This is a genomic window from Exiguobacterium sp. FD-YE-25-4 (assembly GCF_057004685.1).
Genome location: NZ_CM168041.1, coordinates 224,881 through 250,121, shown reverse-complemented (window position 1 = coordinate 250,121; position 25,241 = coordinate 224,881). Strand labels below are relative to the sequence as shown.

General features: G+C 51.7%; 24 protein-coding genes. 13 read left to right on the top strand and 11 right to left on the bottom strand.

The genetic code is table 11. From position 1 onward, the window contains the following. Nucleotides 1-8 precede the first annotated feature (8 nt). From AC13H5_RS01265 to AC13H5_RS01250, 4 genes are all read right to left on the bottom strand, one after another. On the bottom strand, nt 9-305 hold the full coding sequence (locus tag AC13H5_RS01265) for a DUF3817 domain-containing protein (protein WP_034780670.1): 297 nt from the start codon (nt 303-305) through the stop codon (nt 9-11). Nucleotides 306-387: 82 nt separating this feature from the next. After that, on the bottom strand, nt 388-891 hold the full coding sequence (locus tag AC13H5_RS01260; protein WP_021068056.1) for a DoxX family protein: 504 nt from the start codon (nt 889-891) through the stop codon (nt 388-390). 192 nt (nt 892-1,083) lie between these two features. Continuing rightward, nucleotides 1,084-1,497, bottom strand: a complete 414-nt coding sequence (locus AC13H5_RS01255) for a pyridoxamine 5'-phosphate oxidase family protein (RefSeq protein WP_483546169.1) — start codon at nt 1,495-1,497, stop codon at nt 1,084-1,086. Nucleotides 1,498-1,623: 126 nt separating this feature from the next. Next, nucleotides 1,624-1,824 carry a cold-shock protein gene (locus AC13H5_RS01250; protein WP_016507985.1) on the bottom strand — a complete coding sequence of 67 codons (201 nt, stop codon included), beginning with the start codon at nt 1,822-1,824 and terminating at the stop codon, nt 1,624-1,626. A gap of 267 nt (nt 1,825-2,091) precedes the next feature. Between AC13H5_RS01250 and AC13H5_RS01245 the strand changes: the two genes are divergently transcribed. Then, entirely contained in the window at nt 2,092-3,690 is a 1,599-nt protein-coding gene (locus tag AC13H5_RS01245; RefSeq protein WP_483546168.1) for a glycoside hydrolase family 55 protein, read from the top strand. Here the strand turns inward: AC13H5_RS01245 and AC13H5_RS01240 are convergent. Together AC13H5_RS01240 and AC13H5_RS01235 are read right to left on the bottom strand one after the other, a co-directional pair. Next, complete coding sequence (locus tag AC13H5_RS01240) at nt 3,654-4,160, bottom strand: flavodoxin domain-containing protein (protein ID WP_483546167.1); 507 nt, start codon at nt 4,158-4,160, stop codon at nt 3,654-3,656. The genes AC13H5_RS01245 and AC13H5_RS01240 overlap by 37 nt on opposite strands. Nucleotides 4,161-4,264: 104 nt before the next feature. Beyond that, entirely contained in the window at nt 4,265-5,914 is a 1,650-nt protein-coding gene (locus AC13H5_RS01235) for a glycoside hydrolase family 13 protein (protein WP_483546166.1), read from the bottom strand. 114 nt (nt 5,915-6,028) lie between these two features. Between AC13H5_RS01235 and AC13H5_RS01230 the strand changes: the two genes are divergently transcribed. From AC13H5_RS01230 to AC13H5_RS01220, 3 genes are all read left to right on the top strand, one after another. After that, on the top strand, nt 6,029-6,808 hold the full coding sequence (locus AC13H5_RS01230; protein ID WP_034780658.1) for a helix-turn-helix domain-containing protein: 780 nt from the start codon (nt 6,029-6,031) through the stop codon (nt 6,806-6,808). Nucleotides 6,809-6,890: 82 nt separating this feature from the next. Continuing rightward, complete coding sequence (locus AC13H5_RS01225; protein WP_034780656.1) at nt 6,891-8,231, top strand: globin family protein; 1,341 nt, start codon at nt 6,891-6,893, stop codon at nt 8,229-8,231. 20 nt (nt 8,232-8,251) lie between these two features. Continuing rightward, on the top strand, nt 8,252-9,148 hold the full coding sequence (locus AC13H5_RS01220) for a class F sortase (RefSeq protein ID WP_483546165.1): 897 nt from the start codon (nt 8,252-8,254) through the stop codon (nt 9,146-9,148). A 46-nt stretch (nt 9,149-9,194) separates the two neighbouring features. Here the strand turns inward: AC13H5_RS01220 and AC13H5_RS01215 are convergent, their stop codons facing one another. From AC13H5_RS01215 to AC13H5_RS01205, 3 genes are all read right to left on the bottom strand, one after another. Beyond that, nucleotides 9,195-9,902 (bottom strand): ABC transporter ATP-binding protein, encoded by a 708-nt coding sequence (locus tag AC13H5_RS01215; RefSeq protein WP_483546164.1) that lies wholly within the window; start codon nt 9,900-9,902, stop codon nt 9,195-9,197. Beyond that, nucleotides 9,902-11,539, bottom strand: a complete 1,638-nt coding sequence (locus AC13H5_RS01210; protein WP_214754837.1) for an ABC transporter permease — start codon at nt 11,537-11,539, stop codon at nt 9,902-9,904. The genes AC13H5_RS01215 and AC13H5_RS01210 overlap by 1 nt, the downstream gene beginning before the upstream one ends. Nucleotides 11,540-11,673: 134 nt before the next feature. Further along, nucleotides 11,674-12,741: a Fe(3+) ABC transporter substrate-binding protein gene (locus AC13H5_RS01205; RefSeq protein ID WP_034780649.1), complete on the bottom strand. Its 1,068-nt coding sequence runs from the start codon at nt 12,739-12,741 to the stop codon at nt 11,674-11,676. A 228-nt stretch (nt 12,742-12,969) separates the two neighbouring features. On the opposite strand from AC13H5_RS01205, the gene AC13H5_RS01200 reads away from it, so the two are divergent. The 7 genes from AC13H5_RS01200 to AC13H5_RS01170 all read left to right on the top strand — a co-directional run bounded on the left by AC13H5_RS01200 (nt 12,970) and on the right by AC13H5_RS01170 (nt 20,553). Beyond that, the gene (locus AC13H5_RS01200; RefSeq protein ID WP_052090260.1) at nt 12,970-13,542 is read left to right on the top strand and encodes a TetR/AcrR family transcriptional regulator; all 573 of its coding nucleotides are present in this window, start codon (nt 12,970-12,972) and stop codon (nt 13,540-13,542) included. Between the two features lie 24 nt (nt 13,543-13,566). Next, a complete protein-coding gene (locus AC13H5_RS01195) occupies nt 13,567-16,710 on the top strand; it encodes an efflux RND transporter permease subunit (RefSeq protein ID WP_034780643.1) in 3,144 nt (1,047 codons plus the stop codon). Between the two features lie 202 nt (nt 16,711-16,912). Continuing rightward, on the top strand, nt 16,913-17,269 hold the full coding sequence (locus AC13H5_RS01190) for a CidA/LrgA family protein (RefSeq protein ID WP_034780640.1): 357 nt from the start codon (nt 16,913-16,915) through the stop codon (nt 17,267-17,269). Further along, nucleotides 17,266-17,940 carry an LrgB family protein gene (locus AC13H5_RS01185; RefSeq protein ID WP_214710713.1) on the top strand — a complete coding sequence of 225 codons (675 nt, stop codon included), beginning with the start codon at nt 17,266-17,268 and terminating at the stop codon, nt 17,938-17,940. Before AC13H5_RS01190 ends, AC13H5_RS01185 begins: the two co-directional genes overlap by 4 nt. A 147-nt stretch (nt 17,941-18,087) precedes the next feature. Beyond that, nucleotides 18,088-19,326: a peptidase T gene (gene pepT / locus AC13H5_RS01180; protein ID WP_114164929.1), complete on the top strand. Its 1,239-nt coding sequence runs from the start codon at nt 18,088-18,090 to the stop codon at nt 19,324-19,326. Between the two features lie 55 nt (nt 19,327-19,381). Next, nucleotides 19,382-19,828 carry an SACOL1771 family peroxiredoxin gene (locus AC13H5_RS01175; RefSeq protein ID WP_214823460.1) on the top strand — a complete coding sequence of 149 codons (447 nt, stop codon included), beginning with the start codon at nt 19,382-19,384 and terminating at the stop codon, nt 19,826-19,828. A 2-nt stretch (nt 19,829-19,830) separates the two neighbouring features. Further along, nucleotides 19,831-20,553 carry a DNA/RNA nuclease SfsA gene (locus tag AC13H5_RS01170; RefSeq protein ID WP_214754829.1) on the top strand — a complete coding sequence of 241 codons (723 nt, stop codon included), beginning with the start codon at nt 19,831-19,833 and terminating at the stop codon, nt 20,551-20,553. Between the two features lie 23 nt (nt 20,554-20,576). Here the strand turns inward: AC13H5_RS01170 and AC13H5_RS01165 are convergent, their stop codons facing one another. Continuing rightward, a complete protein-coding gene (locus AC13H5_RS01165; protein WP_215191515.1) occupies nt 20,577-21,188 on the bottom strand; it encodes a stage II sporulation protein M in 612 nt (203 codons plus the stop codon). A 132-nt stretch (nt 21,189-21,320) separates the two neighbouring features. Here AC13H5_RS01165 and AC13H5_RS01160 point away from each other — a divergent pair, with 132 nt between their 5' ends. After that, a complete protein-coding gene (locus AC13H5_RS01160; RefSeq protein WP_034780623.1) occupies nt 21,321-22,946 on the top strand; it encodes an ABC-F family ATP-binding cassette domain-containing protein in 1,626 nt (541 codons plus the stop codon). 34 nt (nt 22,947-22,980) lie between these two features. On the opposite strand, the gene AC13H5_RS01155 is transcribed toward AC13H5_RS01160, so the two are convergent. Next, entirely contained in the window at nt 22,981-23,736 is a 756-nt protein-coding gene (locus tag AC13H5_RS01155) for a FixH family protein (RefSeq protein WP_483546163.1), read from the bottom strand. Between the two features lie 278 nt (nt 23,737-24,014). On the opposite strand from AC13H5_RS01155, the gene AC13H5_RS01150 reads away from it, so the two are divergent. Beyond that, nucleotides 24,015-25,208 (top strand): LysM peptidoglycan-binding domain-containing protein, encoded by a 1,194-nt coding sequence (locus AC13H5_RS01150; protein ID WP_214797400.1) that lies wholly within the window; start codon nt 24,015-24,017, stop codon nt 25,206-25,208. Nucleotides 25,209-25,241 lie beyond the last annotated feature (33 nt).

The following is a 25,241-nucleotide window of genomic DNA, read 5'->3' as shown; positions in this document are numbered from 1 at the left end:
AACGTTTTTCAGTTCGATGTCTTTTCTGTGGATGGAAGGACGCGTTTCTCTAACAAGAACGGTCCGAGTGGGATGACCGACGCCATTACGGCGAGGACCAATACTTTGAAGCCCCAATGGAAGCGCCATGCCATATAGACGGCTGCCGCTACGTAAGCGACGAACAGGAAACCATGGGCCGCGCCGACGATACTGACAGCGAGCGGCATGCCCGCCAAATACTTGAGCGGCATCGCGATGAGCAACAAGAGTAAGAAAGACACTCCTTCTGTGTATCCGAGCCATTTAAAATGTGTCGCGTTCATATTCGTTCTCCTTTTCAATCGATGCTACGTTCATCGTAGCCGAAAGTGGTGAGGTTTGTCACAGGAGAACGTCATAAAGTCGTTACGCTATTTGACGATTTGGTGAACGATGCATGACTTTTGTTTCCACGAACTTGCGAAGGAACAATCCATCGACGCCAAGTTTACCAGCATTGTAGCCTGCGACGAGAATGAGGACTGAGACGATTAACATCGTCGGGTTCGTGCTGACCGTACCTGAGAGCAAGAACGCCATGTTCATAACAAGACCGAAGAAGGCTGCGCTACGTGTGAGGGCACCAACCAAGAGTCCAAGACCGACTAGGAATTCACCGTATGGGATTAACACATCGAACAAGGCCGCGTTCGGAATGGCGAAGTTTTCAAGGAACGCTGCCCACCAACCGGCTACAGCTGGGTGATCGCCTGTTGCAAGGGTCAGCGCATTATTGAGGAAACCTTCTGAACCGAATCCGCCTGTGATTTTGCCCCAACCTGCTGTGAGCCAGTGATAGCCGAGCCAGACGCGAAGGACTGTCAAAATACCGGTGGCGACGTTGTGGTTCTGCCAAAATTTTGTGAACATGATAATTCCTCCTTAGAATGAGTGAATGATGACTTATATGTGATTACATTCACAATATACCATCCATGTTCATCTTTTCACATAGGTTAGGACAAGAGTTCACGTTTCGTTCATATGTGTGTCACAGGTCAGTCACTTTTTGGAAATTGGTCAATTCGAAAAGGACGTCCGCGAGGGACGTCCTTGTTTGAGTTACAACTTCACCTCTTGAGGTGGCTGTCCTTTTTTATTCATCACGCGCATTGATTGTGGCGCGATTTTTAAGATGACGAGTTTTGAATCATCCGGACCGTCGAACCAACCTTCGAGTTTCTCGTTCCATACCTTTTCTTTCATCGATTCATCGTCAGATACACTCGTCTCACCTAAAATCTCGAGGTACGTATCCCCAACGCCGTCCCCGTCATAGCCAATCAAAATATGCGTATACGGATTATTTTTCAGTTCATCCACTTTATCCGTTTCTTTCGAAGTTGCGGTGTAGAGCGTCAAGTCATCATGGAAAAATGTCATATAACGGCTGTGCGGCTTCCCTTTATAAACCGTTGCCATTGTCCCTACGTTACTATGATCTAAAATCTGTTTTGCCGTTTGCATTGCATCCATTCTGAAAAACCTCCTTGTGGTAGTCACTCGTATATTGATTCCCCCGGGACAAGTGATTAAACACGCGGACAACAAAAAACCTGCTCGCCGAAGCGAGCAGGTTATAAAATTCCTTAGAAAGGAAGATTAGATTTTTTCAACGTTAGAAGCTTGTGGTCCACGAGCTCCGTCAGTGATTTCGAAAGTTACTGCTTGGCCTTCTTCAAGTGTCTTGAAGCCGTCGCCTTGGATTGCTGAGAAGTGTACGAATACGTCGTCTCCGCCTTCCATTTCGATGAAGCCGTAACCTTTTTCTGAGTTAAACCATTTTACTTTACCTGTGTTCATAATGAACCCTCCTGAAATAAACGCTGTGCGTTCTAGTAGTGCCTTACTAGAAAAAACTGACCAATAAAAAATCACAAACCTCTAGGATTATCTTAAACGAAAAATAATCCAAAGCGTTTTGTGAATTATGTTTCCAGCTATTCTTAATTAAGCACATATAGAATATACCATGGATAAATGCTTCTGTCTACTAAATACTTCGGTTTGCTAAAAATACTTCTAAAACGGGTACATCCAATTGTAGTGAACGCTAGGAGGATGAACCATATGACAGCATACATTGACCGTTCGAACATTGCCGCCACAATCGCCCATCATTCGAATTGGGCACTTGATAAGTTACTGACGGAAACACTCGATTGGCATGAGGCGACTCGACGCACGGCCTATCCCGATCAAGCAAAAACTTATCTCTCCCATTTGCCGATGACGGAGCGTATCGTTCCAGTGACGAGTTCGTTGCCGCTCGAAATAGTAGAAGGAATCGTCCGTCCGGTGTGGATGCGCCGGCTCGACGCCGAGTACTTGAACTTGAGACAAATGACGCGTCAGCACGTCGACGTCACCGATTATGGCGCCATCGGGGATGGACAGACGGATTGCACCCTCGCTTTTCGGCTCGCCCTCAGGTCGAACCGCCACGTCCACGTGCCGGCCGGCGTATATATCGTCCGCGGCATCCGCATCCCGTCGAACTGCGTGCTCGAAGGGGCCGGCCAGCAAGAAACGATGATCAAACTCTCAGACCGGTCCCCGAAACATCGACGATTACTTCGAAATGCGACTCCGTTCGCCGGAAACCACCATATCGAAGTCGCACATTTGACGCTCGATTGGAACGTGGAGCGCCTCGGTGACGTCGACCGGACGTCGAGTGGCGATACCGCCTCGAGCGCGTTAACGTTCGCGCACGTCAAATTCGGTTGGATCCATCACGTCACGGCGAAAAACGCGGGGTTACACGCATTCGATATTACTGCACCCCACTATCATTACTTGGGAGACGGATTACGTGCCACAAAAGGTAGCCGCTACGTGTGGCTCGATCATTGCGAGGCGACGAATTACGGCGATGATGGCATCACGACCCATCATAGTGACGCCCTCTATATCACGAACTGTTACTGCCATCATCCACACGGACGGACCCACGCCCATGGCTTCTCGAACTCGAACGGAATCGAGATTGATGATGGGTCGCGCCACGTCACGCTCGTCAACAATATGAGCGAGGGTTGCTTCGGGGGCGTCGAAGTGAAGGCGCACGGGACGTCTTCAGCCGCTCACGACGTCCACATATTCGGACACTTCTCGTATCACGACAATCGCTCGTTCAACTTCCGGCACATCAGCCACCACTTGGCTGATGACCCGCAGTCGAAGACGGCACGCTTCCTTTCAGGGACGAACCTCGTCTCGATGGAGCCGGTCCGTTCGAGTCTTTATAAGAAGTCTTCTGCGCGTAGCCTCGTCATATCAGCGTATCAAGACGTGTTCATTCACGGGTTCACGGCGATTGGGAATCCTGAATATGACTATCGTGGAAACCCGGCGCTCGCCGTTCAATACAAGTCTCGGAACGTCCGCTTGAAACGGATTGCGGCGAGCGGGTTTACTTCCGGACGAGCCGACATCGAACTGTTCGGCGGAGATAACCGGACCGATCACGTCACGATCGAGGACGTCATTTGCCGTAACTCGGCCCCGGTCGCGTTGAAAGTCGGCGGGCAACTGACGAACGTCATGCTCCGTCGGATTGAAGGCGAACAAAAAAGTGGAGATGTACTCATCTCCACGAGTAGCCCGATCGAGGCCCATGATTTATTCGCTTATGGGTTTTCCGATCGCGTACGCAATGACGCTTGAGCCGACTCGACGAGTTCATCGAGCATCGCCTCATCTAAATTGAGTGAACTCACCGTCTGTTTCGCCATCATGCGGACGATGGCTTTGTCGAGAAAGCCCATTCGTTCGAAATCATAGCCGTTGCCGACGACTTCGACGAAATAAGCATGTGCCCGCAACACTTCTCGATAAGCATCCTCGAGTTCTCGTTGCCGTTCGGCCGCAGTCGGCGTACCGGCACATAAATAGAGGCCGAGCGGTCGTTTGAGCAGTTGGGTTTCGTTCATGTGCAGCCAAGCCGTCATCTCGTCTTGAATTTTGCCCATCCGGATCGAGCTGCCGACAATCACATGGTCGACCGTCTCCCACTCGACATCCGGCTGCTCGACTACATTTTGGATGTGAACGTCTCCCGGAAGCCGTTCGGCCAACAAATGGGCAACTTTCTCACTCGTCCCGTAGCGGGTCGAATAAGCAATTAACGTATTCATCGCGTTTCCCCCTTTTCGTTCAGACTCTACTATCTCTATTCCCGAAAGCATCCACCTTTACTAGTGACCACAAAAAAACTCGCCAAGGAGGCGAGTTTTTTTCGTCACACTTTATACACTTGCGCTTCGTACGGACGAAGCGTGAACGGTTCGATTGGTTCCATGTTGCCGATGACGCGTTCTGTCACGTCATACGGGAGTTCGCGTGTCACCGTCTCATCCGAGAAGTTACAGAGCACGAGCCACGTCTCCCCTTCGAACGTTCGAGTGAAGGCGTATACCGCTTCATCGTCTGGGAGTAACAGTTCATACTTCCCGTAGACAACGATCGGATGTTGTTTCCGAAGCTGAATCAACTGGCGATAGTAATGGAAGAGCGAGTCTGGATCACGCCGCGCCGCTTCCGCGTTCACGGTCACATAGTTCGGGTTGACCCCGATCCACGGCGTTCCGGACGTGAATCCGCCTTGCGGTTCGGCCGACCACTGGACCGGTGTCCGCGAGTTGTCGCGCCCACGTGCGTGAATACCGCGGAAAATCTCATCATGCGTCAACAAGCCATTCGTCGTGTAATCCCGATACGCGTTGAGCGTCTCGATGTCACGGTACTCATCAATCGAGTCGAACGCCACGTTCGTCATCCCGAACTCTTCACCTTGATAGATGTATGGCGTCCCTTTCAGCATGTGCAGGAGCGTCGCCAGCATCTTGCCAGAGACGACACGATACTCGTCCGAGTCGTTCCCGAATCGTGAGATGGCTCGCGGTTGGTCATGGTTGCTCCAATAGAGACTGTTCCAGCCATCTTCTTCAAGACCTTCTTGCCAACGCGAGAAGATTGTCTTCAAGTCCGTCAACTTCCAGTCCGTCGGGTTCCATTTGCCGAAACTGCCGTTGCCGACGTCGACGTGCTCGAAATGGAACACCATGTTCAACTCGTCACGGTCTGTTCCCGTATAAAGTTTCGCCTCGTCGACGCTGACGCCCGGCATCTCACCGACCGTGATTGTATCGTATTTCGACAGGACCTCACGATTCATCTCCTGCATGAACGCATGGATGCGCGGTCCGTTGAAGAAGAACGGTGTACCGTCTCCGTAACCTGTCCCCCGCGTCTCGCCGTCTGGATAGCTCTGATCTTTCGAGATCATGTTGATGACGTCCATTCGGAAACCATCGACCCCTTTGTCGAGCCAGTACGTCATCAAATCGTATACTTCACGGCGCAACGTCTCTGACTCCCAGTTCAAGTCTGGTTGCTTTTTGCTGAACAGATGCAAGTAGTATTCGTCGCTTGCCTCATCGTATTGCCAGGCACTCCCTCCGAAGAAAGCACCCCAGTTCGTCGGTGGCTGACCGTTCTCGCCTTTTTTCCAAATGTAGTAGTCCCGATATGGGCTGTCTTTTGAGGAGCGCGACTCCATGAACCATTGGTGTTCGTCCGACGAGTGGTTGACGACGAGGTCCATCATAATTTTGATGCCGTGACGATGCGCTTCTTCGAGCATCGCATCGAAATCGTCCATCGTTCCGAACTCATCCATGATGGCCCGGTAATCGCGGATGTCGTATCCGTTGTCGTCGTTCGGTGAATCGTACACCGGCGATAGCCAGATGACATCGATGCCGAGTTCCGCCAAATACGACATCTTCTCGGTGATTCCAGGGATGTCCCCAATCCCGTCACCGTTCGAGTCATTAAAGCTGCGCGGGTAAATTTGATAGACGACCGCTTCTTTCCACCATTGTTTCATGTTTCATCCTCCTCATACGTTCTGTCGATTTCATCGTACCCGCTCCTCGCCTTGATTTCTATCCATGATATGATGAGAATATGCACGATATTGCTATTAAGAAAGGATGATTCGATGGAAATTGGCTTTTGTGGCTATTCTTATCATACAACGTCCTATACTTTTCCTTTCCCTAATCGATTAGAGACGTATTTGATTCGTTTGCAGACAGAAGGCACGGCACGAATCGTCGTCAATGGAAAGACGTATACGGTACGGCCTGGCGATTTGTTACTCGTCAAACCTGGTGACGAGTATGAACTGCATGTCGACACCCCGGCGAGCGGGGATTATCATCTCTTCTGCAACGGTTCATCACTTGATACATGGTGGACTGCGGCGAATCGTTCACGCATCACGTCCATCTCAATCGATCCTCGCCTGTTGTCACTCTGGCAACACATCACCGAAGAGGCACGACGCCCGACGACTGAACAAAGTCCAGCCTTGATTGAAACACTGATTGAAGCCTTGCTCCTCATGCTCGACCGTTCACTCCAAGAAGTGCACGCAAACGTGCGACCACCTGTCGTGTCACGCATGATGCGTTATATAGAAGGAAATGTCACGAGCGACTTCAAAGTGGCGGACGTCGCCGACGCGGTCGGACTCAGTGTATCGCGGACCGTCCACTTGTTCAAAGAAGTGACCGGTATGACGATTGTCGCCTATGCCCAATCGATTCGACTTCAGCTCGCCGAAGAACAGATGCAGTACACCCAACACTCTCTCGAACGGATTGCCGAGCTGTCCGGATTCCGCTCCTATCCATATTTCCATCGTATCTTTAAACGAAAATATGGCGTCGCACCAGGGGTTTATCGCACACTTCAACAAAAAAACGAAAAAAAATAAAAAAAGAGTGATCCATTTTTTGAACCGCTCCGTTAGATGGGTGTAAACAACGACAACCACTCAAAAAAAGGAGCGATTACCCATGAAGAAGAAAACAATGAACAAGATTGTAGCACCGGCACTCGCACTCGGCTTACTCGTACCATTGAATGCACAGGCAGCGGATCACGCGCCGACAGCTAGCACACCAGCAGGTGACTTACGAGCCACGCTCGACCAACTACTGTCTGAGCATTATGTCTTAGCCGTCACATCGATGATGAAAGCTTACGACGGAGCGCCAGACGCTGAAGTCGCGATGAAGGCACTCGATCAAAACGCACTCGACATGACACCGGCCATCGCTTCGATTTATGGAGATGAAGGCGCAGCCCAGTTCGAAGACATCTTCGCTGGCCACAACGACTATTCAGCTGACTTCGTCGAAGCGGCTAAATCAGAAGACAAAGAGCTTCGCGCTGACGCGGAAGCCGAAGTCGATGAATTCGTCGAAGAGTTCTCAACATTCCTTGATGCAGCAACAGAAGGTAACTTACCAAAAGACGCTGCAGCTGACGTACTTGAGCTTCATGAAGACCAAGTTCTCTCAGTATTCGACAACTATGTCGCAGGTGACTACGAGTCGGCATACATGACGTACCGCGAAGGATACAAGCTCATGTTCGACATCAGTAAAGCCCTCTCAGGCGCAATCGTCACACAGATGCCTGACAAGTTTGAAACTGCTGCTGACACACCGGCCGTCGAGCTTCGTTCGACATTGAACAGCCTTGCTGGTGAACACTTCGCCCTCGCAGCAATCGGCATGCAAAAAGGCTACGATCAAGCAGAAGACTTCGACTACGTGAGCTGGGCTGAAGATCAGAACACACTCGACTTCAAAGCAGCCATCGGTTCAGTCTACGGTGATGAAGGTGCGGCCCAATTCGAAAAAGTATGGAACGGGAACCACATCACAGCACAAGGTGACATCGTTGCCGCTACACTCGAAGGCGATGAAGCTAAAATTGAAGAAGCACGCATGAAGCTCGACCAGTTCGCTGTCGATTTCAGCACATTCCTCGATGCAGCGACAGAAGGTAACTTGCCACAAGAAGCTGGCCAAGAAGCGATCAAACAACATGAGGCACTCGTACTTCAAACGTTCGATCAGTATGTAGCTGGTGATGCGGATGCCGCTTGGATGTCATTCCGTGAAGGATACGCGTTCATGTTCGGTGTTGGTGAGACACTCGGTAACGCGATCGTGACACAAATGCCTGACAAGTTCGCGGAAACAACAATGCCTGAAGAGATGCCTGAAACAGGTCTCGGTGGTGCACAAGAACAATCAATGAACACGCTCTACGCTGGCCTTGCTGTACTTGGCGGAATCTTGCTCGCCTTTGTAACGCTTCGCAACCGTAAAGAATCTGTTCAATAATTCAATAAGGAGGGAGCCCCATGAACAAGCGCCATTTGTTTCTGGCGCTCTCTCTCTTTTGTTTTGGCTTCTGGACGTGGACGAGCGCCCAAGAATCGTCGTCACCACCTGTAGAAGAAAAACAAATAGAGGAGAGCCCAGATTTATCGGCTGAATTCTCACTTCTACAGGAAGAGGTGAAGAAGCTCCGATTAGCCGAGGAAGAGGAAAGTGCCAAGGCCGCGACACCCGTCCAACTTCAAATTCCAACCATTGATGTCGATACCGCTATCGAACAGGTCGGCGTTCTCGACAACGGACAGATGGGCGTCCCGAAAGATGAGGACCAAGTCGGTTGGTTCGAACCGGGCGTCAAACCCGGAAGTAAAGGGAATGCCGTCATCGCAGGACACGTCGATAGTAAGACAGGACCCGCTGTCTTTTATGAACTCGATCAGCTGAAGAAAGGCGATGACGTAACGATCATCGATGAGAACGGCAACACGTTGACGTTTCGTGTCACAAAAACAGAGAGTTACGATACGAAAAACGCACCGATCGAGGATATCTTCGGGGCCACTTCGAGTCGACATTTGAACTTGATCACGTGTTCCGGTACGTTCGGTGACGGCGGTTACGACGAGCGTTTCGTCGTCTATACCGAACTTGTCGATACCGAAATCAATACCGAAGTCGAACTCGACGCACCGACGAGCGTCGAACTCCGCGGGAACTTGTTGACGTGGCACGCCGTCCGTGACGACGCCGTCATCGGCTATCGCGTCTATGAAGTCGTCGATGGTGAAGCGACCCATATCGAGAGTATCCCGTCGCACGCTCGGAAGAGTATCGAGGTCATGAACGAACAGGCAGCTTATTACGTGACAGCGATCGATCAACTCGGGAACGAGTCGAGTCCTTCTCAAGAGACGAAATAATCACAAAAGAACCCGCAGACGATTTATGTCTGCGGGTTCTTACGTTTTACACGAAACACGGAATCTGCGGGTTGAACGTCTTGTTGTTCTCCGTCATGATCTGTTTCTTGATTTTGCCTTCGCCGAGATAGACGATACGGTCGGCGAGCGCCTCTGCGTCCTCTTCATCGTGGGTAACGAAGATCGTCGTCGTCCCCGTCTGTTTGAGGAGGCGGCGCAAATCGTCCCGAATACGATGTTGGAGCGACGTGTCCAAGTTGCTGAACGGCTCATCCAAGATGAGAAGCGATGGTTTCGGAGCGAGCGCACGCGCGAGCGCGACACGCTGTTGCTGACCGCCACTGAGTTCGTACGGATAGCGATGACGGAACTCGGACAAGTTCACGAGCGTCAGCATCTCTTCGACGCGCTCGTTCCGCTCTTTCCGGCTCAATTTATGCAGACCGAAGCGGATGTTCTTCTCAACAGTCATATGCGGGAAGAGCGCATAGTCTTGGAACACCATCCCGACACCACGCTGTTCAGGCGGCATGAACTGGCAATCGTCGCAACAGACACAGTCGTTGACGACGACGACGCCTTGATTCGGCATCTCAAGCCCTGCGATGAGGCGTAAAATCGTACTCTTCCCAGAACCGCTGTCACCGAGAAGCGAGACGATTTCACCTTTCGTGATCGAGATCGAGAATCCTTTAATCGTCTCGGCTTGCGTACCTTTATAGCTGAAGTGTAAATCGTTGATTTGAACAAACATTAGTCGGCCTCCTTATCAAGCACCTTATGGAACACAAAGATCAACAGTCCGCTCATGAGCACGATGACGATCGAGGCGAGCGCGGCCTCATGTATCTTCTCGTCACTGACATATTTGAACGCCTGTGTGGCGAGCGTCGAAAAATTGAATGGCTGTAAAAACAGCGTCAGCGGCAATTCTTTCATAATATCGATAAAGACGAGGATGAACGCGCTCATGATCGCCCCTTTAATCATCGGGATATCGACCCGGAAGAACGTCTGCACCGTCCCCCACCCGAGCATGCGTGACGCTTCCGTGAACGACTTCCCGACTTTCTCAAATCCACTCTCGATCGAGTTATAGCCGATGGCGAGGAAGCGGATGACGTAGGCGAAAATGAGCATGATGAGCGTCGTCCTGAACACGAACGTCTGGCCTAAGTCCAAAGCGAGCGCCACGTTCAACACCCACTCATCAAGCAGCAAGAACAACGTGATGACGGCGATGGCGATGGCCGCTCCCGGGATTGAATAACCGAGCGTCGTCACTTTCGAGATGACGCGTGTCATGTTTGACGGGAACAGGCGCGTATAGTTCGCGATGATGAGCGCAAACACGAGAATGATCATCGTCGCGATGAAGGCGACGCTCACCGTGTTCCAGACGAGACGGAAAAACTCGGCTGTGAACACTTGTTCAAACGTCAATACCGTCCAAGCAACGAGTTGAACGAACGGAATGAAGAATGCGACCGCGAAGATGGTCGCTACATAACCGAACACGGCGTATCGATGCCATCCATTCAGTTGTCTCGGTTTGAGCGGCTTCACTTTCGTCGTCGCATAGCTGAACTGTTTTCGACCTCGGATCAGCCGTTCCATCGTCAAGATGGCGATGACGAGAATCATGAGCGTCCCAGCCAATTTGAGCGCTGAGGACGTATCTTTCATCCCGAACCACGTACTGAAGATGGCCGTACTGAACGTCTGAATCCCGAAGTATTTGACGACGCCATAGTCGTTCAACACTTCCATCAAGACGAGGCTGACCCCGCCGATGATGGCGACGCGCGAAATCGGGATGACGACGGTGAAGAAGATATCCCACGAGCCGCGGCCGAGGATACGGGCGTTTTCAATCATCGAGGACGATTGATTGTGCAGGAAGGCACGCGTGATCGTGTAGATGTATGGATACAAGAACAGCGTGAAGATGAACACCGTCCCTTGAATCGTCATGATGTTGAAATACGTCTGGTCGACCGTGATACCGAACTCGTTGCGAAGCGTCGTCTGGATGACGCCCGTATAGTTTAAAATCCCGTGATACGTATAAGCCCCAATGTAAGGCGGGATGGCGAGCGGTAAGATGAGCGCCCATTTGAAGAACCGACGGAATGGAAAGTCGTACACCGTGACGAACCAAGCCAGGCTCGTTCCGATGACGGTCGTCAACAATCCGGTCGCGAGCATGATGAACAGTGTATTGCGCACATAAGTCGGCAACAAGTACTCGCGAATGTGTTGCCAGTTCTCGTTGACCGGTGCGAACAGCTCGACCAAGACGACGACGCCTGGCAGGACGATGAACACCAGCGCGATAAAGCTGAGGATGGCCCATCCATTCAGTTGTCGTTTCAGCGCGTACCAGTTCATGTCGTACAACTCCCGTTCTTTCGTTCAGTCACTTCCTGTCCCATCATATCAGTTTCCGCGCCACCGGTGTACCGTCAGCGTGCCATGAAACACAAAAACCTTCGGCCTGAACATCTGTTCAAGCCGAAGTCGTCTTATTTCCAGCCCGCTTCGTTGAAAATACGGATGGCTTCTTGCTGGTTTTCACCGAGGACAGACAAGTTGATGTCCTGCTCTTTGAACTCACCCCATGATTGAAGGAGCTCGTTCGGTTCAACCGATTCGTTGACCGGATACTCGTAGTTCACGCTCGCAAACTGCTCTTGTGCTGACGGATCAGACATGAACTCCATGAGTTTCTTCGCGTTTTCTGAGTTCTTCGCTGCTTTTGTCATCGCAATCCCCGAGATGTTCACGTGTGTCCCCGTCGTGTCTTGGTTCGGGAAGAAGACACCGAGTTGCTCGGCCACTTTCTTCTCTTCCGCATCTTCTGAGTTCAACATGAGACCCATGTAGTATGTGTTCATGATGGCGACGTCCCCTTCACCGGCCACGACCGCTTTCGCTTGGTCACGGTCGTTCCCTTGTGGATCACGTGCCATATTGTTGACCATGCCTTTCGCCCACTCTTTCGCTTGATCGACACCGTTCACTTCAATGAATGAAGCGAGGAGTGAGATGTTGTACATGTTCTCAGACGGACGAACGAGCACTTTTCCGTTCCACTGTTCTTCTGTGAGCGCTTCGTATGTTGACAAGTCTTCTGGTTTCACACGGTCTTTTGCATAGACGATGACACGTGCCCGTTTCGTGAGACCAAACCACTCGTTGTCCGTATCACGATATTTTTCAGGGACGTTCGACTCAAGCACGTCGCTATCGACCGCTTGAAGATGACCCGCGTCTTTCGCTTGATACAAGTTCCCGGCGTCTGCCGTGATAAAGAGGTCGGCTTCTGTGCTCTCACCTTCTGTGTTCAAACGCTCGAGAAGCTCATCACTCTTCCCTTCGACGACGTTAACTTTTACGCCCGTCTCTTCTTCGAACTGCTTGTAAAGTTCTTTATCGACGTCATAGTGACGGCTCGAGTAGACGTTGACGACTTTTGACTCTTCTGCTGTCTCGTTATCATTTGACGTCGTCTCTTCCGTGCTCGCGCAAGCGGCCAGGAGTGATGTTGTGAGCGCAGCCGATAGGCCGAGCGCCATGTACTTTTTGTTCATTTGATTATCCCCCACTTATTCATCTCTATTGTTGGTAATGATAATTACTCTCAGTTACTATCATCACTGATAATCATTCTCACGTCAACCTTTTTTTGAAATCGTTTACAGTAGTTATAAATACATAACTTAACAGTTTTGACGTCATCATTTCTTGACTTCAAAATGACTACGCACCTATAGTGGAAGAGAACAAACCGTCTGGTCGGTACAGAAAAGAGGGATGACATGACAAACCGATCAATAATCACCAAACAAAAACTGTTGGATGCCGCGACCGATATCATCATGGAGCACGGTGTGCATCACCTGACATTGGATGAAGTCGCCAAGACGGCGGGTGTCTCGAAAGGTGGTCTCTTGTACCACTATCCATCCAAAGAAGCGTTGTTGACCGCCATCGTGGAACGGCTCCAAACCGAGCAAAACGATTTGTACGAATCGCTCCAAGCCGATGGCAATGGCCCTGTTGAGGCGTTCGTGCGTCTCTTTGACGAGACGAAACTTCATCCGGAGCGCTCAGCCATCCACATCGACGCCGAAAAGATGATTGCGTTCCTCACATTGTTCGCCGTCGACCAAGAGTACGCAGAGCGGTGGAAGCACGACCTCGACACGTTCTTCGCTCAGTTTCAACAGACGAGCGATCCAGTGGAGACGATGATCATCCGCTATGCGCTCGAAGGAATGATGATGTCCGAGCACTTCAATGTCGGCGTCGCCCCACCTGCTTTAAAACAAGACATTATCGCTCGCTTGATCGAGCGAGCCCAGAACATCGATTCGGGTAAAACAGACTAATCTATTAGAGGAGAAATGAACCCCATGCAAAAAATCACGTCCTTCTCCGTCAATAACAAGTTCGCCGTCTGGTTGATGACCATCATCTTGACGGCCGCCGGAATTTTCGCCGGCTTGACGATGAAACTAGAAACATTGCCTGATATCACGACACCGACCGTCTCGGTGACGACGATTTACCCAGGAGCCTCACCTGAACAAGTGCTCGACGAAGTCAGCACCGTGCTCGAAGAGCGCTTGAAGAGCTTGAATGGGGTCGAACAAGTTCGTTCGTCTTCGTTCCAGAACGCTTCAAACATTCAAATCGATTATGACTTCAGCACTGATATGGAAGAAGCTGAACAGCTCGTCAAAGACGCGCTCAGCAACGTCGAATTGCCAGAAGCCGTTCAAGACCCACAAGTATCACGACTCAGCTTTGACGCGTTCCCTGTCGTTGGTGCAGCCGTCTCAGATGAGAGTCTCGATTTGGCCGAATTGACGAAATTGGTCGAAGATGAATTGCAACCGGCCCTTGAAGGCGTCGAAGGCGCTCAGACCGTCCAAATCGCCGGACAAGAGATTCGTCGCGTCGAGCTTCAGTTCGATGAGGAGGCACTCGCCGAATACAACTTGACGGAAGACACGGTCAAACAGTTGATTCAAGCGAACGACGCCCGCATCGCGCTCGGCCTGTATGAACTTGGTGATACGGAGCAAGCCGTCGTCATCGACGGGAAGTCGGAGACGCTCGAGGCGTTCCGCGACCTCCAAATTCCGTACTCACCCGCACAAACGGAACAGCCTGTGCCAGGTGCGCCAACGGAACTTCCGACTGGCGAGACCCCACAAGTCCCGACTGAAGTACCAGGTGCCGTCCCACCTGCCAATATCCCGACAACCGTCCCGACCGTCGCTTTGAGCGAACTCGCGACGATTGAAGACCGTGGCATCGAGGAATCGATTTCGCGCTCAAACGGAGAACGTTCAATCGGGATTCAAGTGACGAAAACACAAGACGCGAACACCGTGGACGTCGTCAACGCCGTCAAAGAGGTGCTCGCCGACTTCGAGGCCGACTATGACACGGCCAACGTCTCCGTCACGCTCGACCAAGGTCAACCGATTGAAGAATCGGTCGAGACGATGGTCTCGAAAGCGTTACTCGGTGGTCTATTCGCCATCTTGATTATTCTCGTGTTCCTTCGTAACTTCCGCTCGACGATTATTGCGGTCATCTCCATCCCGCTCTCGCTCTTGATGGCGTTGATCGTCTTGAAACAGCTCGACATCACGCTCAACATCATGACGCTCGGCGCGATGACCGTTGCCATCGGACGGGTCGTCGATGACTCCATCGTCGTCATTGAGAACATTTACCGTCGCCTCACCCGTCCGAACGAGACGTTGCGCGGCAAAGAGCTGATTATCGCCGCGACGAAAGAAGTGTTCATTCCGATCGCGTCGTCGACAATCGTTACGATTGCCGTCTTCTTGCCGCTCGGGTTCGTCACCGGATTCGTCGGCGAGCTGTTCTTACCGTTCGCCTTGACCGTCGTCTTCGCTTTGCTCGCATCACTTCTCGTCGCGATCACGGTCGTGCCGATGATGGCCGACTCGTTCTTTAAGAACCGTGACAAGTTGAAGCCGGAAGAAGGACCAGGGAAACTCGCCGAATGGTATCGCGGCGTCCTCAACTGGTCGCTCAACCATAAACTCGTCGTCTTCGGCCTGGCTACCGTTCTCTTAATCGGAAGTTTCGCCCTCGTGCCAGCCATCGGGGTCAACTTCTTGAACCAAGAATCTGAGAAGACGCTTTACGTCACGTTCGACCCAGAGCCGGGACAAACGCTTGACGATTCGATTGCGGCGGCCGAAATCGCCGAGACGTATTTCATGGAAGAGCAAGCGAACGCGACCGACGTTCAATTTACAGTCGGTGGCGAGAACCCACTTAACCCAGGAAACAACAAACAAGGAATTTTCATCGTCCAGTACGATCCGGACACGGAAGATTTCGCCGATGTCAAAATCGCCGACGTCGAACGCTTGAATGAACTCGCCTCAGGCGGTGAATGGAAAGAACAAGACTTCGCCGGCGGTGCCGGAACGAGCGGCGTGACGTACAACGTCTACGCCAACTCACTCGAAGACCTCGAAGCCATCGTTCCGACGTTCATTGAGACGATTGAAGAAGAGACGGATTACGTCCGTCAAGCGACGTCTGATCTTCGCGAATCATACGTCCAATACACGTTCAACGTCGACCAACAAGCTGCTGCTGAAGCAGGTGTATCGGCCGCCCAGCTCGCCCAGACGATTGGACAGTTCCAAGCCCAAGAAAGTCCGCTCTCGACCGTGACGATTGATGACAAGCAACTCGACGTCATCATTCCGACAGAACAAGTCACGTACGACAGCATTGACGATTTGCAGGAACAAGAAGTGACGACGCCGTTCGGACCACGTCCAATCTCAGACTTCATCGAAGTCGAGGAAGGCACGACACCGGATACGCTCGTTCAGCGTGACGGCAAGCTCCTTGCTCGCGTCAACGTCGAGCTCAGCACGGACAAAGCGACGGAAGCTTCGGCGGCCATCGAAGAACGTGTGTCTGACATCGAGCTCCCGACTGGCGTCTCGTATGATGTCGGCGGTGTCACGGAACAGATTCAAGAATCGTTCACTCAGCTCGGTCTCGCCATGCTCGCAGCCGTTGCCATCGTCTACTTGGTGCTCGTCATCACGTTCGGTGGTGCCGTTACACCGTTCGTCGTCCTATTCTCGCTCCCTTACGCGATTATCGGGGGACTTGTCGCCCTTCTCATCACTGGCGAGACGATCTCGGTATCTGCCTTGATTGGAGCGCTCATGTTGATTGGGATCGTTGTGACGAACGCCATCGTCTTGATTGACCGTGTTATTCATAAAGAAGAAGCGGGTCTCTCGACGCGTGATGCCTTGCTCGAGGCAGCCGGTACGCGCCTCCGTCCAATCCTCATGACGGCACTCGCGACGATTGGTGCCCTCGCACCGCTCGCGCTCGGTCTTGAAGGTGGCGCTTTGATTTCGAAAGGTCTCGGTGTGACCGTCATCGGTGGATTGACAAGTTCAACGCTATTGACGCTCCTCATCGTTCCAATCGTGTATGAGTTCTTCGCACGGTTCCGTAAGAAAAAAGAAGCGTAATTCAAAAGAGAGTCGCCCGCACAGGGTCGACTCTCTTTTCGATTCGGTCATTTTTGATGTGTTCCACACGGCTTTCCGTGCTTTTATAAAACCTCTTTGGAGAGAAGAACTTCACTTTTTGATGATTGCCTAACCTTGACCTGTACAAATAAATCTGAGAAAATTTTTACGTTTTGAACGTATTCGCGAAAGGATGGTATACATGCAACTCTTTATCAAATGGATGATCGGCCTTTCGCTCTTATTCGGGTTAAGCGCGCTCGGCAATTGGATCGTCGCCACTTTAGAATGGAAAGTGCCTGGGAACGTCGTCGGGATGATGCTGTTGTTGATATTACTTATGACAAAAATCATCCGAGTCGAATGGATCGAAGACAGTGCCGGCTTCCTCACGAAACATCTCGCTTTCTTCTTCATCCCGATTGCGGTCGGTCTCATGTCTTATAGTAATCTATTAAAAGCAGAAGGGATCCCGCTCTTTCTCGCCTTGATGATCAGTCTAAGTGTGGGACTCATCGTGACCGCCATCATCTCCGGAAGACGAGGTGAAGCGTCATGACATTATTTTGGGTACTCGTCACAGTTGGTGTCTATCTCATCAGCCGAAAACTATCATTTAAATGGGCGTCTCCGTTCACGAACGTCGTCTTCTTGAGCACAACTATTTTGATTGTGATCCTCCTTCTCTTTGAACAACCGTACGACGTGTATGAACCGGCCAAAGATTTGATCACGATTTTACTCGGCCCGGCGACCGTCGCCCTCGGTCTGCCGTTGTACCGCAACTTGCCGACGCTACTCGCACGCGCGAGACGTGCCCTCAGTGCAATCGTTGCCGGTACCGTCTCGACGATTATCGTCGCAGTCATGATCGGCACGGCGCTCAAACTGACGGACCAAGTGCTCATCGGGCTAGCGGTCAAATCCGTCACTGCTCCGATTGCACTCGAACTGGCAAAACAGCTCCAAGGAGACGCGGCGCTTGCTGCCTCCATCACTGTCGCCTGTGGCATACTCGGTGCCATGTTCGGTCCGATAATGCTGTCGCTTTTCAAAGTGACTGATCCCTTCACGCGAGGACTCGCACTCGGAACGATCAGCCACGGCATCGGCACGGCTCAAGCCGCGACAGAACATCCGCTCTCAGGGGCCACCGGGGGCGCGGCGATGGGCCTGTCCGCCATCTTCACGTCGTTTTTGTTGCCGTTTCTCCTGCCGTTCCTTCTTTAAAAAAAGGCCAGCATCCTTGTTTCATAAAAATTGAGTAAAAGTAGGGGCCTTAGCGCCTCTCTTTTTATTTTCAAACAATTTCGATACTTCTCAAAACGGCTCTCATGCTACACTAAACGAGAACAGATTGATTAGAGGAGGCAGACCATGCAATCGAAATTAATTGAACGTTTAATCACGTATGCAAAAATTGATACACAGTCCGACTTCACGAGTGAGACGACACCGTCGACGGCGAAACAATGGGATTTGATTCGCCATCTCGAGGCTGAGTTAAAAGCGATTGGACTCGAGGACGTCGAGACGGATGACTATGGCTACTTGTTCGCCACCCTTCCGAGTAACGTCGACCATGACGTACCGACGATCGGCCTGCTCGCCCACGTCGATACGGCGACCGACTTCACCGGGACGAACGTCAACCCGCAACTCGTCGCACATTACGAGGGCGGCGATATCGTCTTGAACGAGGCGCTCCAAGTCATCTTGTCGCCGCGTGACTTCCCGGAGCTCGATGGCTACGTTGGACATACACTCATCACGACAGACGGCACGACGCTGCTCGGTGCCGACGACAAAGCCGGCATGGCCGAGATCGTCACCGCGGTCGAATACTTATTGGCCCATCCGGAAATCCCGCATGGCCCGGTGCGAATCGCCTTCACACCGGACGAAGAGATTGGACGCGGACCACATAAGTTCGACGTCGCCCGCTTCAACGCCGATTTCGCCTATACGATGGACGGCGGCCCGCTCGGTGAACTGCAATACGAGAGCTTCAACGCTGCCGGCGCCACGGTCACGTTCCATGGGACGAACGTGCACCCGGGCAGCGCCAAAAACAAGATGGTCAACTCGATGAAATTGGCGATGGCGTTCCACAACCGCCTCCCGGCCGATGAGGCACCGGAACATACGAGCGACTATGAAGGCTTTTTCCATCTGAACGGCTTCTCTGGCGACGTGGAGACGACGACGCTGCAATACATTATCCGCGACCACGACCGCACAAAGTTTGAGGCGCGCAAAGCGTTGCTTGAAAAGCTCGTCGTCGAATGGAAACAGAAGTACGGCGAAGCGCGCATCGACTTGAAAATGGACGATCAATATTACAACATGGCCGAGAAAATCGAGCCGGTAAAACACATCGTCGACACCGTCGCCGACGTCATGCGCGAACTAGGCATCGAACCGAAAATCGAACCGATTCGCGGCGGGACGGACGGTTCGCAACTGTCGTATATGGGACTCCCGACCCCGAACATCTTCACGGGTGGCGAGAACTATCACGGCAAGTTCGAGTACGTCTCCGTCAACAACATGGAAAAAGCGACCCACGTCATCATCCAGACGCTCCGTACGTTCGCTGAACGCGCGCGAGCATAACACATGCGCCTCCAATCGTTCTCTTCTAGAATAGAGACATTGGAGGCGATTTTTTATGAAGCATACGTTTCAAATGAACCTAGACTGGACCGGCGGACGCAACGACGTCGGAACGATCGAGGCCGAACGGTTAAAGACACAGATATCGATTCCCCCGGAAATGGACGGGCCCGGCATCGGCACGAACCCCGATGAGATGTTGCTCGGTGCTGCGGCGACCTGCTATATCATCACACTTGCGGCTATGCTCGGGCGAAGCGAACTGCCGCATCAAGGCATCACGATTGACGCCGAAGGCATCGTCGACGTGACGAACGGTGTCTTCACGTATGAGACGATTCGCTACACGACACGTATCAACGTTCCAAAAACGGCCACAAATCGCGATATCACGCTCGTCGAACGAATCGCCAAAAAAGCGAAGGATGGCTGTATGATTTCACGCGCCTTGGCCGGCAACGTCGCGTTCGAACTCGACACGACGGTCACGCGCGTCGTCTGACGATGTATCGCTTCGTATCCCCTTTGCAGGAAGGGGTCATCCTGAAACGCCGCAATCGGTTCGTGATGGACGTATTGCTCGGCGACACTGTCGTCGCCTGCCACTGTCCGGTCACAGGCCGCATCGGTGACCTCGTCTTTGACGGGGTTCCTTGCCTCGTCTCAGCGACGGACGACCCGCGACGGAACACCGCCTTCACGGTGGAGGCCATCTCGATTGACGCGGACCGACAATGGATTGGAATTCATCAAGGCCGCGTCAATGATTTCGTCGAACATTGGTTGCGGACGAACGTGATTTCAGCTTTTCCTTCTCCGAGACATGTGGAACGAGAGAAAGTCGTCGATGCGTCACGAATCGACTTTAAAGTCGATGGCACTTATATCGAAGTGAAAGCACCTCTAGCCGAGTTGTTCGTAACGCCTCTCCCCCGCTTTGAACGGCGTGCGGTGACAAGACCAATCGAGACCGAACGGTTGATTCGACATCTCGAGACACTCATTGCGACGTTGCCGAAAACTGGTCGGGCCGTATTGCTGTATGTTTTCTTATATGATGCGCCCATCTTCACCGGCAACCCGAATCGGAAACACGACTTACGAATTCGGCAGCTGATTCGCGACGCAATCGCGGACGGACTTGAAATCTGGCAAGTGAATGGCGAGGTGTCTACGGAAGGGATTCGTTTAACCCACTGTGTCGAGACGACGCCTCATTTCAAGTAAAAAAGCCATCAGCGATGGCTTTTTTACTGTAATAACAGTGGGGTCACGTACGCCTCGATGATCGCAGAGATGACGAGGAGCGGAACTGCGATGACGAGAAATGTCTTCACGCCTGCCACGAACAGCGCCTTGAACGTGACGTCGGTCTCTTTCCCGCGTAGTTTTTTCCAGATGTAACGGTTAAGCGACAACCCCATCGCCGCTCCGAGCAAGATAGCCGAGATTTCGGTGATGCCGTGGGGCAAAATGCCGAGCACGATGACCCGGATCACGGACTCGCCGGCAAACCCAACAAGCATGGCAACCAGGCCGATGACCGCGGCGTTGATGACGACGAACACATACGGGATGAAGAGCGGGATCATTCCGAGCAGGAAAGCGAGCAACGTGACGCGCGTATTGTTCACGAATAGGGCGATCATCGTCTCGCGTGCGCTCGAATCGAACGTCAATCCTTGTGATTCAAATGATTCGCCGAGCTGAGCTAAAATTTCGTCCACTTGTTCAGGGGCGATGACGGCCCTGAATAGAAAATACGACCCGATGCCCGTCACGAGGAAGATGACCCAGAGCCGGAAGAAATCTCGGCTGTAGTAGTTTGACCACGCTTCTTTCAGCGAGAGTGTTGTTTTCATGGCTGATTCCCCCTTTCTTCTCTATACGAATCAGGCTGCTGTTTGTTTCATTTTTACCCACGACTGCGCGTTTTCAAAAAACGTGATACAATACACGTCGTAAACTAATCAGAAAAACGAGGGATCCTATACATGATTACAGTAAATAACGTAAGTCTCCAATTCGGTGGACGCAAGTTGTTCGAAGACGTGAACATCAAGTTCACACCAGGCAACTGCTACGGCTTGATCGGCGCGAACGGTGCCGGGAAGTCGACATTCTTAAAAATTCTTGCCGGTGAGCAAGAAACGACAACAGGTGACGTCAGCTTTTCACCTGGCGAACGCCTCGCCGTCCTCAAGCAGGACCATTATGCGTACGAAGATCAAGCGGTACTCGAGACGGTCATCATGGGCCACGAGCGTTTGTATCAAGTCATGAAAGAGAAAGACGCCATCTATATGAAGGAAGATTTCTCTGACGAAGATGGTATGCGCGCTGCTGAACTCGAAGGCGAATTCGCTGAGATGAACGGTTGGGAAGCCGAATCAGAAGCTGCCATGGTCCTTCAAGGACTAGGGATCACGGATGCATCACACCACAAGCTCATGAGCGAGCTCACAGGTGGCGAGAAAGTCAAAGTCCTCCTTGCTCAAGCATTGTTTGGCAAACCTGACATTCTTCTCCTCGATGAGCCGACGAACGGTCTTGACCTCAAAGCGATCCAATGGCTCGAAGAGTTCTTGATCAACTTCGAGAATACCGTCATCGTCGTATCCCACGACCGTCACTTCTTGAACAAAGTCTGTACGCACATGGCCGACCTTGATTTCGGGAAGATCCAATTGTACGTCGGGAACTACGACTTCTGGTACGAGTCGAGCCAACTCGCTTCGCGTATGGCCAACGACCAGAACAAGAAAAAAGAAGAGAAAATCAAAGAACTTCAAAACTTCATCGCCCGTTTCAGCTCGAACGCCTCGAAGGCGCGTCAAGCGACGTCGCGTAAGAAGTTGCTCGATAAAATCACGCTCGACGATATCCGTCCATCATCACGTCGCTATCCGTTCGTCGGTTTCTCGATGGAACGTGAAATCGGGAACGACGTGCTCTACGTCGACAACGTCTCGAAGACGATCGATGGCGTCAAAGTACTCGACAACGTCACGTTCTCACTCAACAAGACGGACAAAGTCGCATTCGTCGGCCGTTCGGACGTTGCCATTACGACTCTCTTCAAAATCATCATGGGCGAGATGGAACCGGACACGGGTACGGTCAAATGGGGCGTGACGACGACACAGTCGTACTTCCCGAAAGACAACTCGGAATACTTCGAAGGCTCGGATAAGAGCATCTTGGATTGGTTACGCCAGTTCTCACCAGCCGACGAGTCGGATACGTTCCTTCGCGGTTTCCTCGGACGTATGCTCTTCTCAGGCGAAGAAGTCATGAAGAAAGCATCTGTCCTCTCAGGGGGAGAGAAAGTGCGTTGCATGCTCTCGAAAATGATGCTCTCGAACTCGAACGTCCTCGTCCTCGACGATCCGACGAACCACTTGGATCTCGAGTCGATCACAGCGCTCAACAACGGTCTCGAAACGTTCAAAGGCGTCCTCCTCTTCAGCTCGCATGACCATCAGCTCATCTCGACGATTGCCACGCGCATCATCGAAGTGACGCCGAACGGGATTGTCGACAAAGAAGCGACGTACGACGAGTTCCTCGAGAACGAATCGCTTCAACAGCAAGTCGAGTCACTCTATCAGAACGCATAAGAAAAAAACGATCGGCCGCGGCCGATCGTTTTTTTTATTTGACCTCGACCGTCTCCATGATGTGTTCATGGATGTCGTGTCCTTTCGTCACATGGACTTGAACGTTGTATATGCCTGACTCTTTGAATGTATGCTCACCTGCATAGCTTCCGCCTTCCGTTTCATCAAGCTTCACCCAGTCGTGCTTGTCCGCTCCGTCTTTGAACACTTCGAGTTGGACGTCCGCACCCGTCAACGCCTCATGCTCAATTTTGACGTTGACTGTGAACGGTTGGACTTCATTGGCGACAGCTTGAGTCGGATCAAGGACAATGTCTGCTCCCGCGTGGTTGTGATGATCTTGCTCAGCTTCAGCTTCAGCCTCGGCCGCCGTCTCCGGATGGCCGACCGTCACGTTCGTCGTCGGCATCGTATGCATCGAACGGGCCGTCACATGGACTTGCACCGTGTAAACTGCTTCTTCGACAAACGTCGTCTCCGCCTCGTAGACTCCATCTTCTGTGAGCGACGCTTTCGTCATCTCGCTCTCTTCCTTGGCGCCATTTTTCCAGACCTCGAACTTAATCTCGTCGGCATCATCGACCGCTTCACCGTCTTGTGTGACGCGAACCGCCAACGTGACCGTCTCGTCTTTGTCCGCCGTGGCCGGAACGTTTAATTCTGCTTCTACCGGTTCCATCGACTGCACCGTCTCCGTACCACTGGTCGTTTCATCGGCTCCACACGCCCCGAGGACGAACAGACCGACGAGACCAAATGCCACCCCGAATCGTTTCATTGATTTGCTCATGTTGAATCCCCCTATTCAATCGCTTACATTCTTCACACATTGTTCATGATAGCACCCTTTTTTAGGAAATGTGTGAGGATTGTGTGATATTTGACACGTTTGTCACTCATAAATTGAACACAAATATTGAGAGTCATTATCCAAAAATTCCTTTCCCTATTTTTAGGGTTAGACGATGTTTACCACTAAAAGGGGGTATATAAAATATATACACAGCTCAATATATGGAAAGCCTTAACATCAAGATACATACACCCAAGAATGGAGGCGAAACCAAAATGAAGAGCAGGTTTGTACGTGTGTTGATGGCCTTGTTGATCATGTTGGCACCGTTAGTCGCTTATCCAAAATCGGCTGACGCCGCCGCTTCGAAATTCATTACGAGCGTGAATACGACGAGTAAAGTTGTCGCGTTGACGTTCGATGACGGGGCGGATGGTGCGAATACGAATAAGATTTTGGACATACTTGCCAAGAACAATGTCAAAGCCACTTTCTTTTTGACTGGATCAGGCGCCAATAACCATCCTCAATACATTAAAAACATCGCAGCTAAAGGTCACCAACTCGGTAACCATTCGTATACCCATCCAGACTTTACAAAGTTGACCGCCACGCAAATGAAATCAGAACTTGATCGGACGGAAGCAAAAATCAAATCCATTACTGGTAAAACGACAAAACCAATCTTCCGGGCACCGTTCGGCGCCGTCAATAGCGCCGTGTTGAGCGGAGTCGGCGCTGCCGGCTACGGTTATACGATTCAATGGAACATCGATACCGTGGACTGGAAAGGAGTCACTGCTAGCCAAATCAATACGAAAGTGCAGGCGAACATCAAACCAGGCTCAATCGTCTTGATGCACACCGGTGCCGGCGCTCCAGGTACACCACTCGCCTTGCCGACGATGATTGCCCAGTTGAAAGCGAAAGGCTACAAGTTCGTCACCGTCTCGCAATTGCTCGCTTACCAAAACACATCTACCAGCAAAACGTATACCGTCAAATCAGGCGATACCCTTTATAGCATCGCCCGAGCTTACAACGTCACAGTCGCTGCGCTCGCTGCGGCCAACAAAATTACAAACTACAGTCTCATCTATGTCGGACAAGTGCTCGTCATCCCGGGTACCACTGTAACTCCTCCACCTACGACGACCGTCAAGTATACGGTTAAATCGGGTGACACGCTCTATAAAATCGCCACTTTGTACAAAACGACCGTCGCTAAGATTGCAGCCGCCAACAATATTACGAACGTCAACTCCATCTATGTCGGACAAGTACTGATCATCCCAGGTACAACCGTCACACCACCGACGACTACAGTGAAATACACGGTCAAATCAGGGGATACGCTCTACAAGATTGCGACGATGTATAACACGACTGTGGCTAAGATCGCAGCCGCCAACAATATTACGAACGTCAGCTTGATTAGCGTCGGGCAAGTGCTTACAATCCCACGCTAACCAAAAAAGTGTCCTCCGCTTTTCGGGGGACAC

Coding starts and splice junctions, on each gene's coding strand:
- AC13H5_RS01160 (WP_034780623.1), top strand. CDS start 21,321: ATGATTACAGTAAATAACGTAAGTCTCCAATTCGGTGGACGCAAGTTG.
- AC13H5_RS01220 (WP_483546165.1), top strand. CDS start 8,252: ATGAACAAGCGCCATTTGTTTCTGGCGCTCTCTCTCTTTTGTTTTGGC.
- AC13H5_RS01150 (WP_214797400.1), top strand. CDS start 24,015: ATGAAGAGCAGGTTTGTACGTGTGTTGATGGCCTTGTTGATCATGTTG.
- AC13H5_RS01190 (WP_034780640.1), top strand. CDS start 16,913: ATGCAACTCTTTATCAAATGGATGATCGGCCTTTCGCTCTTATTCGGG.
- AC13H5_RS01175 (WP_214823460.1), top strand. CDS start 19,382: ATGAAGCATACGTTTCAAATGAACCTAGACTGGACCGGCGGACGCAAC.
- AC13H5_RS01240 (WP_483546167.1), bottom strand. CDS start 4,160: ATGAATACGTTAATTGCTTATTCGACCCGCTACGGGACGAGTGAGAAA.
- AC13H5_RS01230 (WP_034780658.1), top strand. CDS start 6,029: ATGGAAATTGGCTTTTGTGGCTATTCTTATCATACAACGTCCTATACT.
- AC13H5_RS01185 (WP_214710713.1), top strand. CDS start 17,266: ATGACATTATTTTGGGTACTCGTCACAGTTGGTGTCTATCTCATCAGC.
- AC13H5_RS01215 (WP_483546164.1), bottom strand. CDS start 9,902: ATGTTTGTTCAAATCAACGATTTACACTTCAGCTATAAAGGTACGCAA.
- AC13H5_RS01155 (WP_483546163.1), bottom strand. CDS start 23,736: ATGAGCAAATCAATGAAACGATTCGGGGTGGCATTTGGTCTCGTCGGT.
- AC13H5_RS01165 (WP_215191515.1), bottom strand. CDS start 21,188: ATGAAAACAACACTCTCGCTGAAAGAAGCGTGGTCAAACTACTACAGC.
- AC13H5_RS01235 (WP_483546166.1), bottom strand. CDS start 5,914: ATGAAACAATGGTGGAAAGAAGCGGTCGTCTATCAAATTTACCCGCGC.
- AC13H5_RS01170 (WP_214754829.1), top strand. CDS start 19,831: ATGTATCGCTTCGTATCCCCTTTGCAGGAAGGGGTCATCCTGAAACGC.
- AC13H5_RS01260 (WP_021068056.1), bottom strand. CDS start 891: ATGTTCACAAAATTTTGGCAGAACCACAACGTCGCCACCGGTATTTTG.
- AC13H5_RS01250 (WP_016507985.1), bottom strand. CDS start 1,824: ATGAACACAGGTAAAGTAAAATGGTTTAACTCAGAAAAAGGTTACGGC.
- AC13H5_RS01245 (WP_483546168.1), top strand. CDS start 2,092: ATGACAGCATACATTGACCGTTCGAACATTGCCGCCACAATCGCCCAT.
- AC13H5_RS01255 (WP_483546169.1), bottom strand. CDS start 1,497: ATGGATGCAATGCAAACGGCAAAACAGATTTTAGATCATAGTAACGTA.
- AC13H5_RS01200 (WP_052090260.1), top strand. CDS start 12,970: ATGACAAACCGATCAATAATCACCAAACAAAAACTGTTGGATGCCGCG.
- AC13H5_RS01195 (WP_034780643.1), top strand. CDS start 13,567: ATGCAAAAAATCACGTCCTTCTCCGTCAATAACAAGTTCGCCGTCTGG.
- pepT (WP_114164929.1), top strand. CDS start 18,088: ATGCAATCGAAATTAATTGAACGTTTAATCACGTATGCAAAAATTGAT.
- AC13H5_RS01205 (WP_034780649.1), bottom strand. CDS start 12,741: ATGAACAAAAAGTACATGGCGCTCGGCCTATCGGCTGCGCTCACAACA.
- AC13H5_RS01225 (WP_034780656.1), top strand. CDS start 6,891: ATGAAGAAGAAAACAATGAACAAGATTGTAGCACCGGCACTCGCACTC.
- AC13H5_RS01210 (WP_214754837.1), bottom strand. CDS start 11,539: ATGAACTGGTACGCGCTGAAACGACAACTGAATGGATGGGCCATCCTC.
- AC13H5_RS01265 (WP_034780670.1), bottom strand. CDS start 305: ATGAACGCGACACATTTTAAATGGCTCGGATACACAGAAGGAGTGTCT.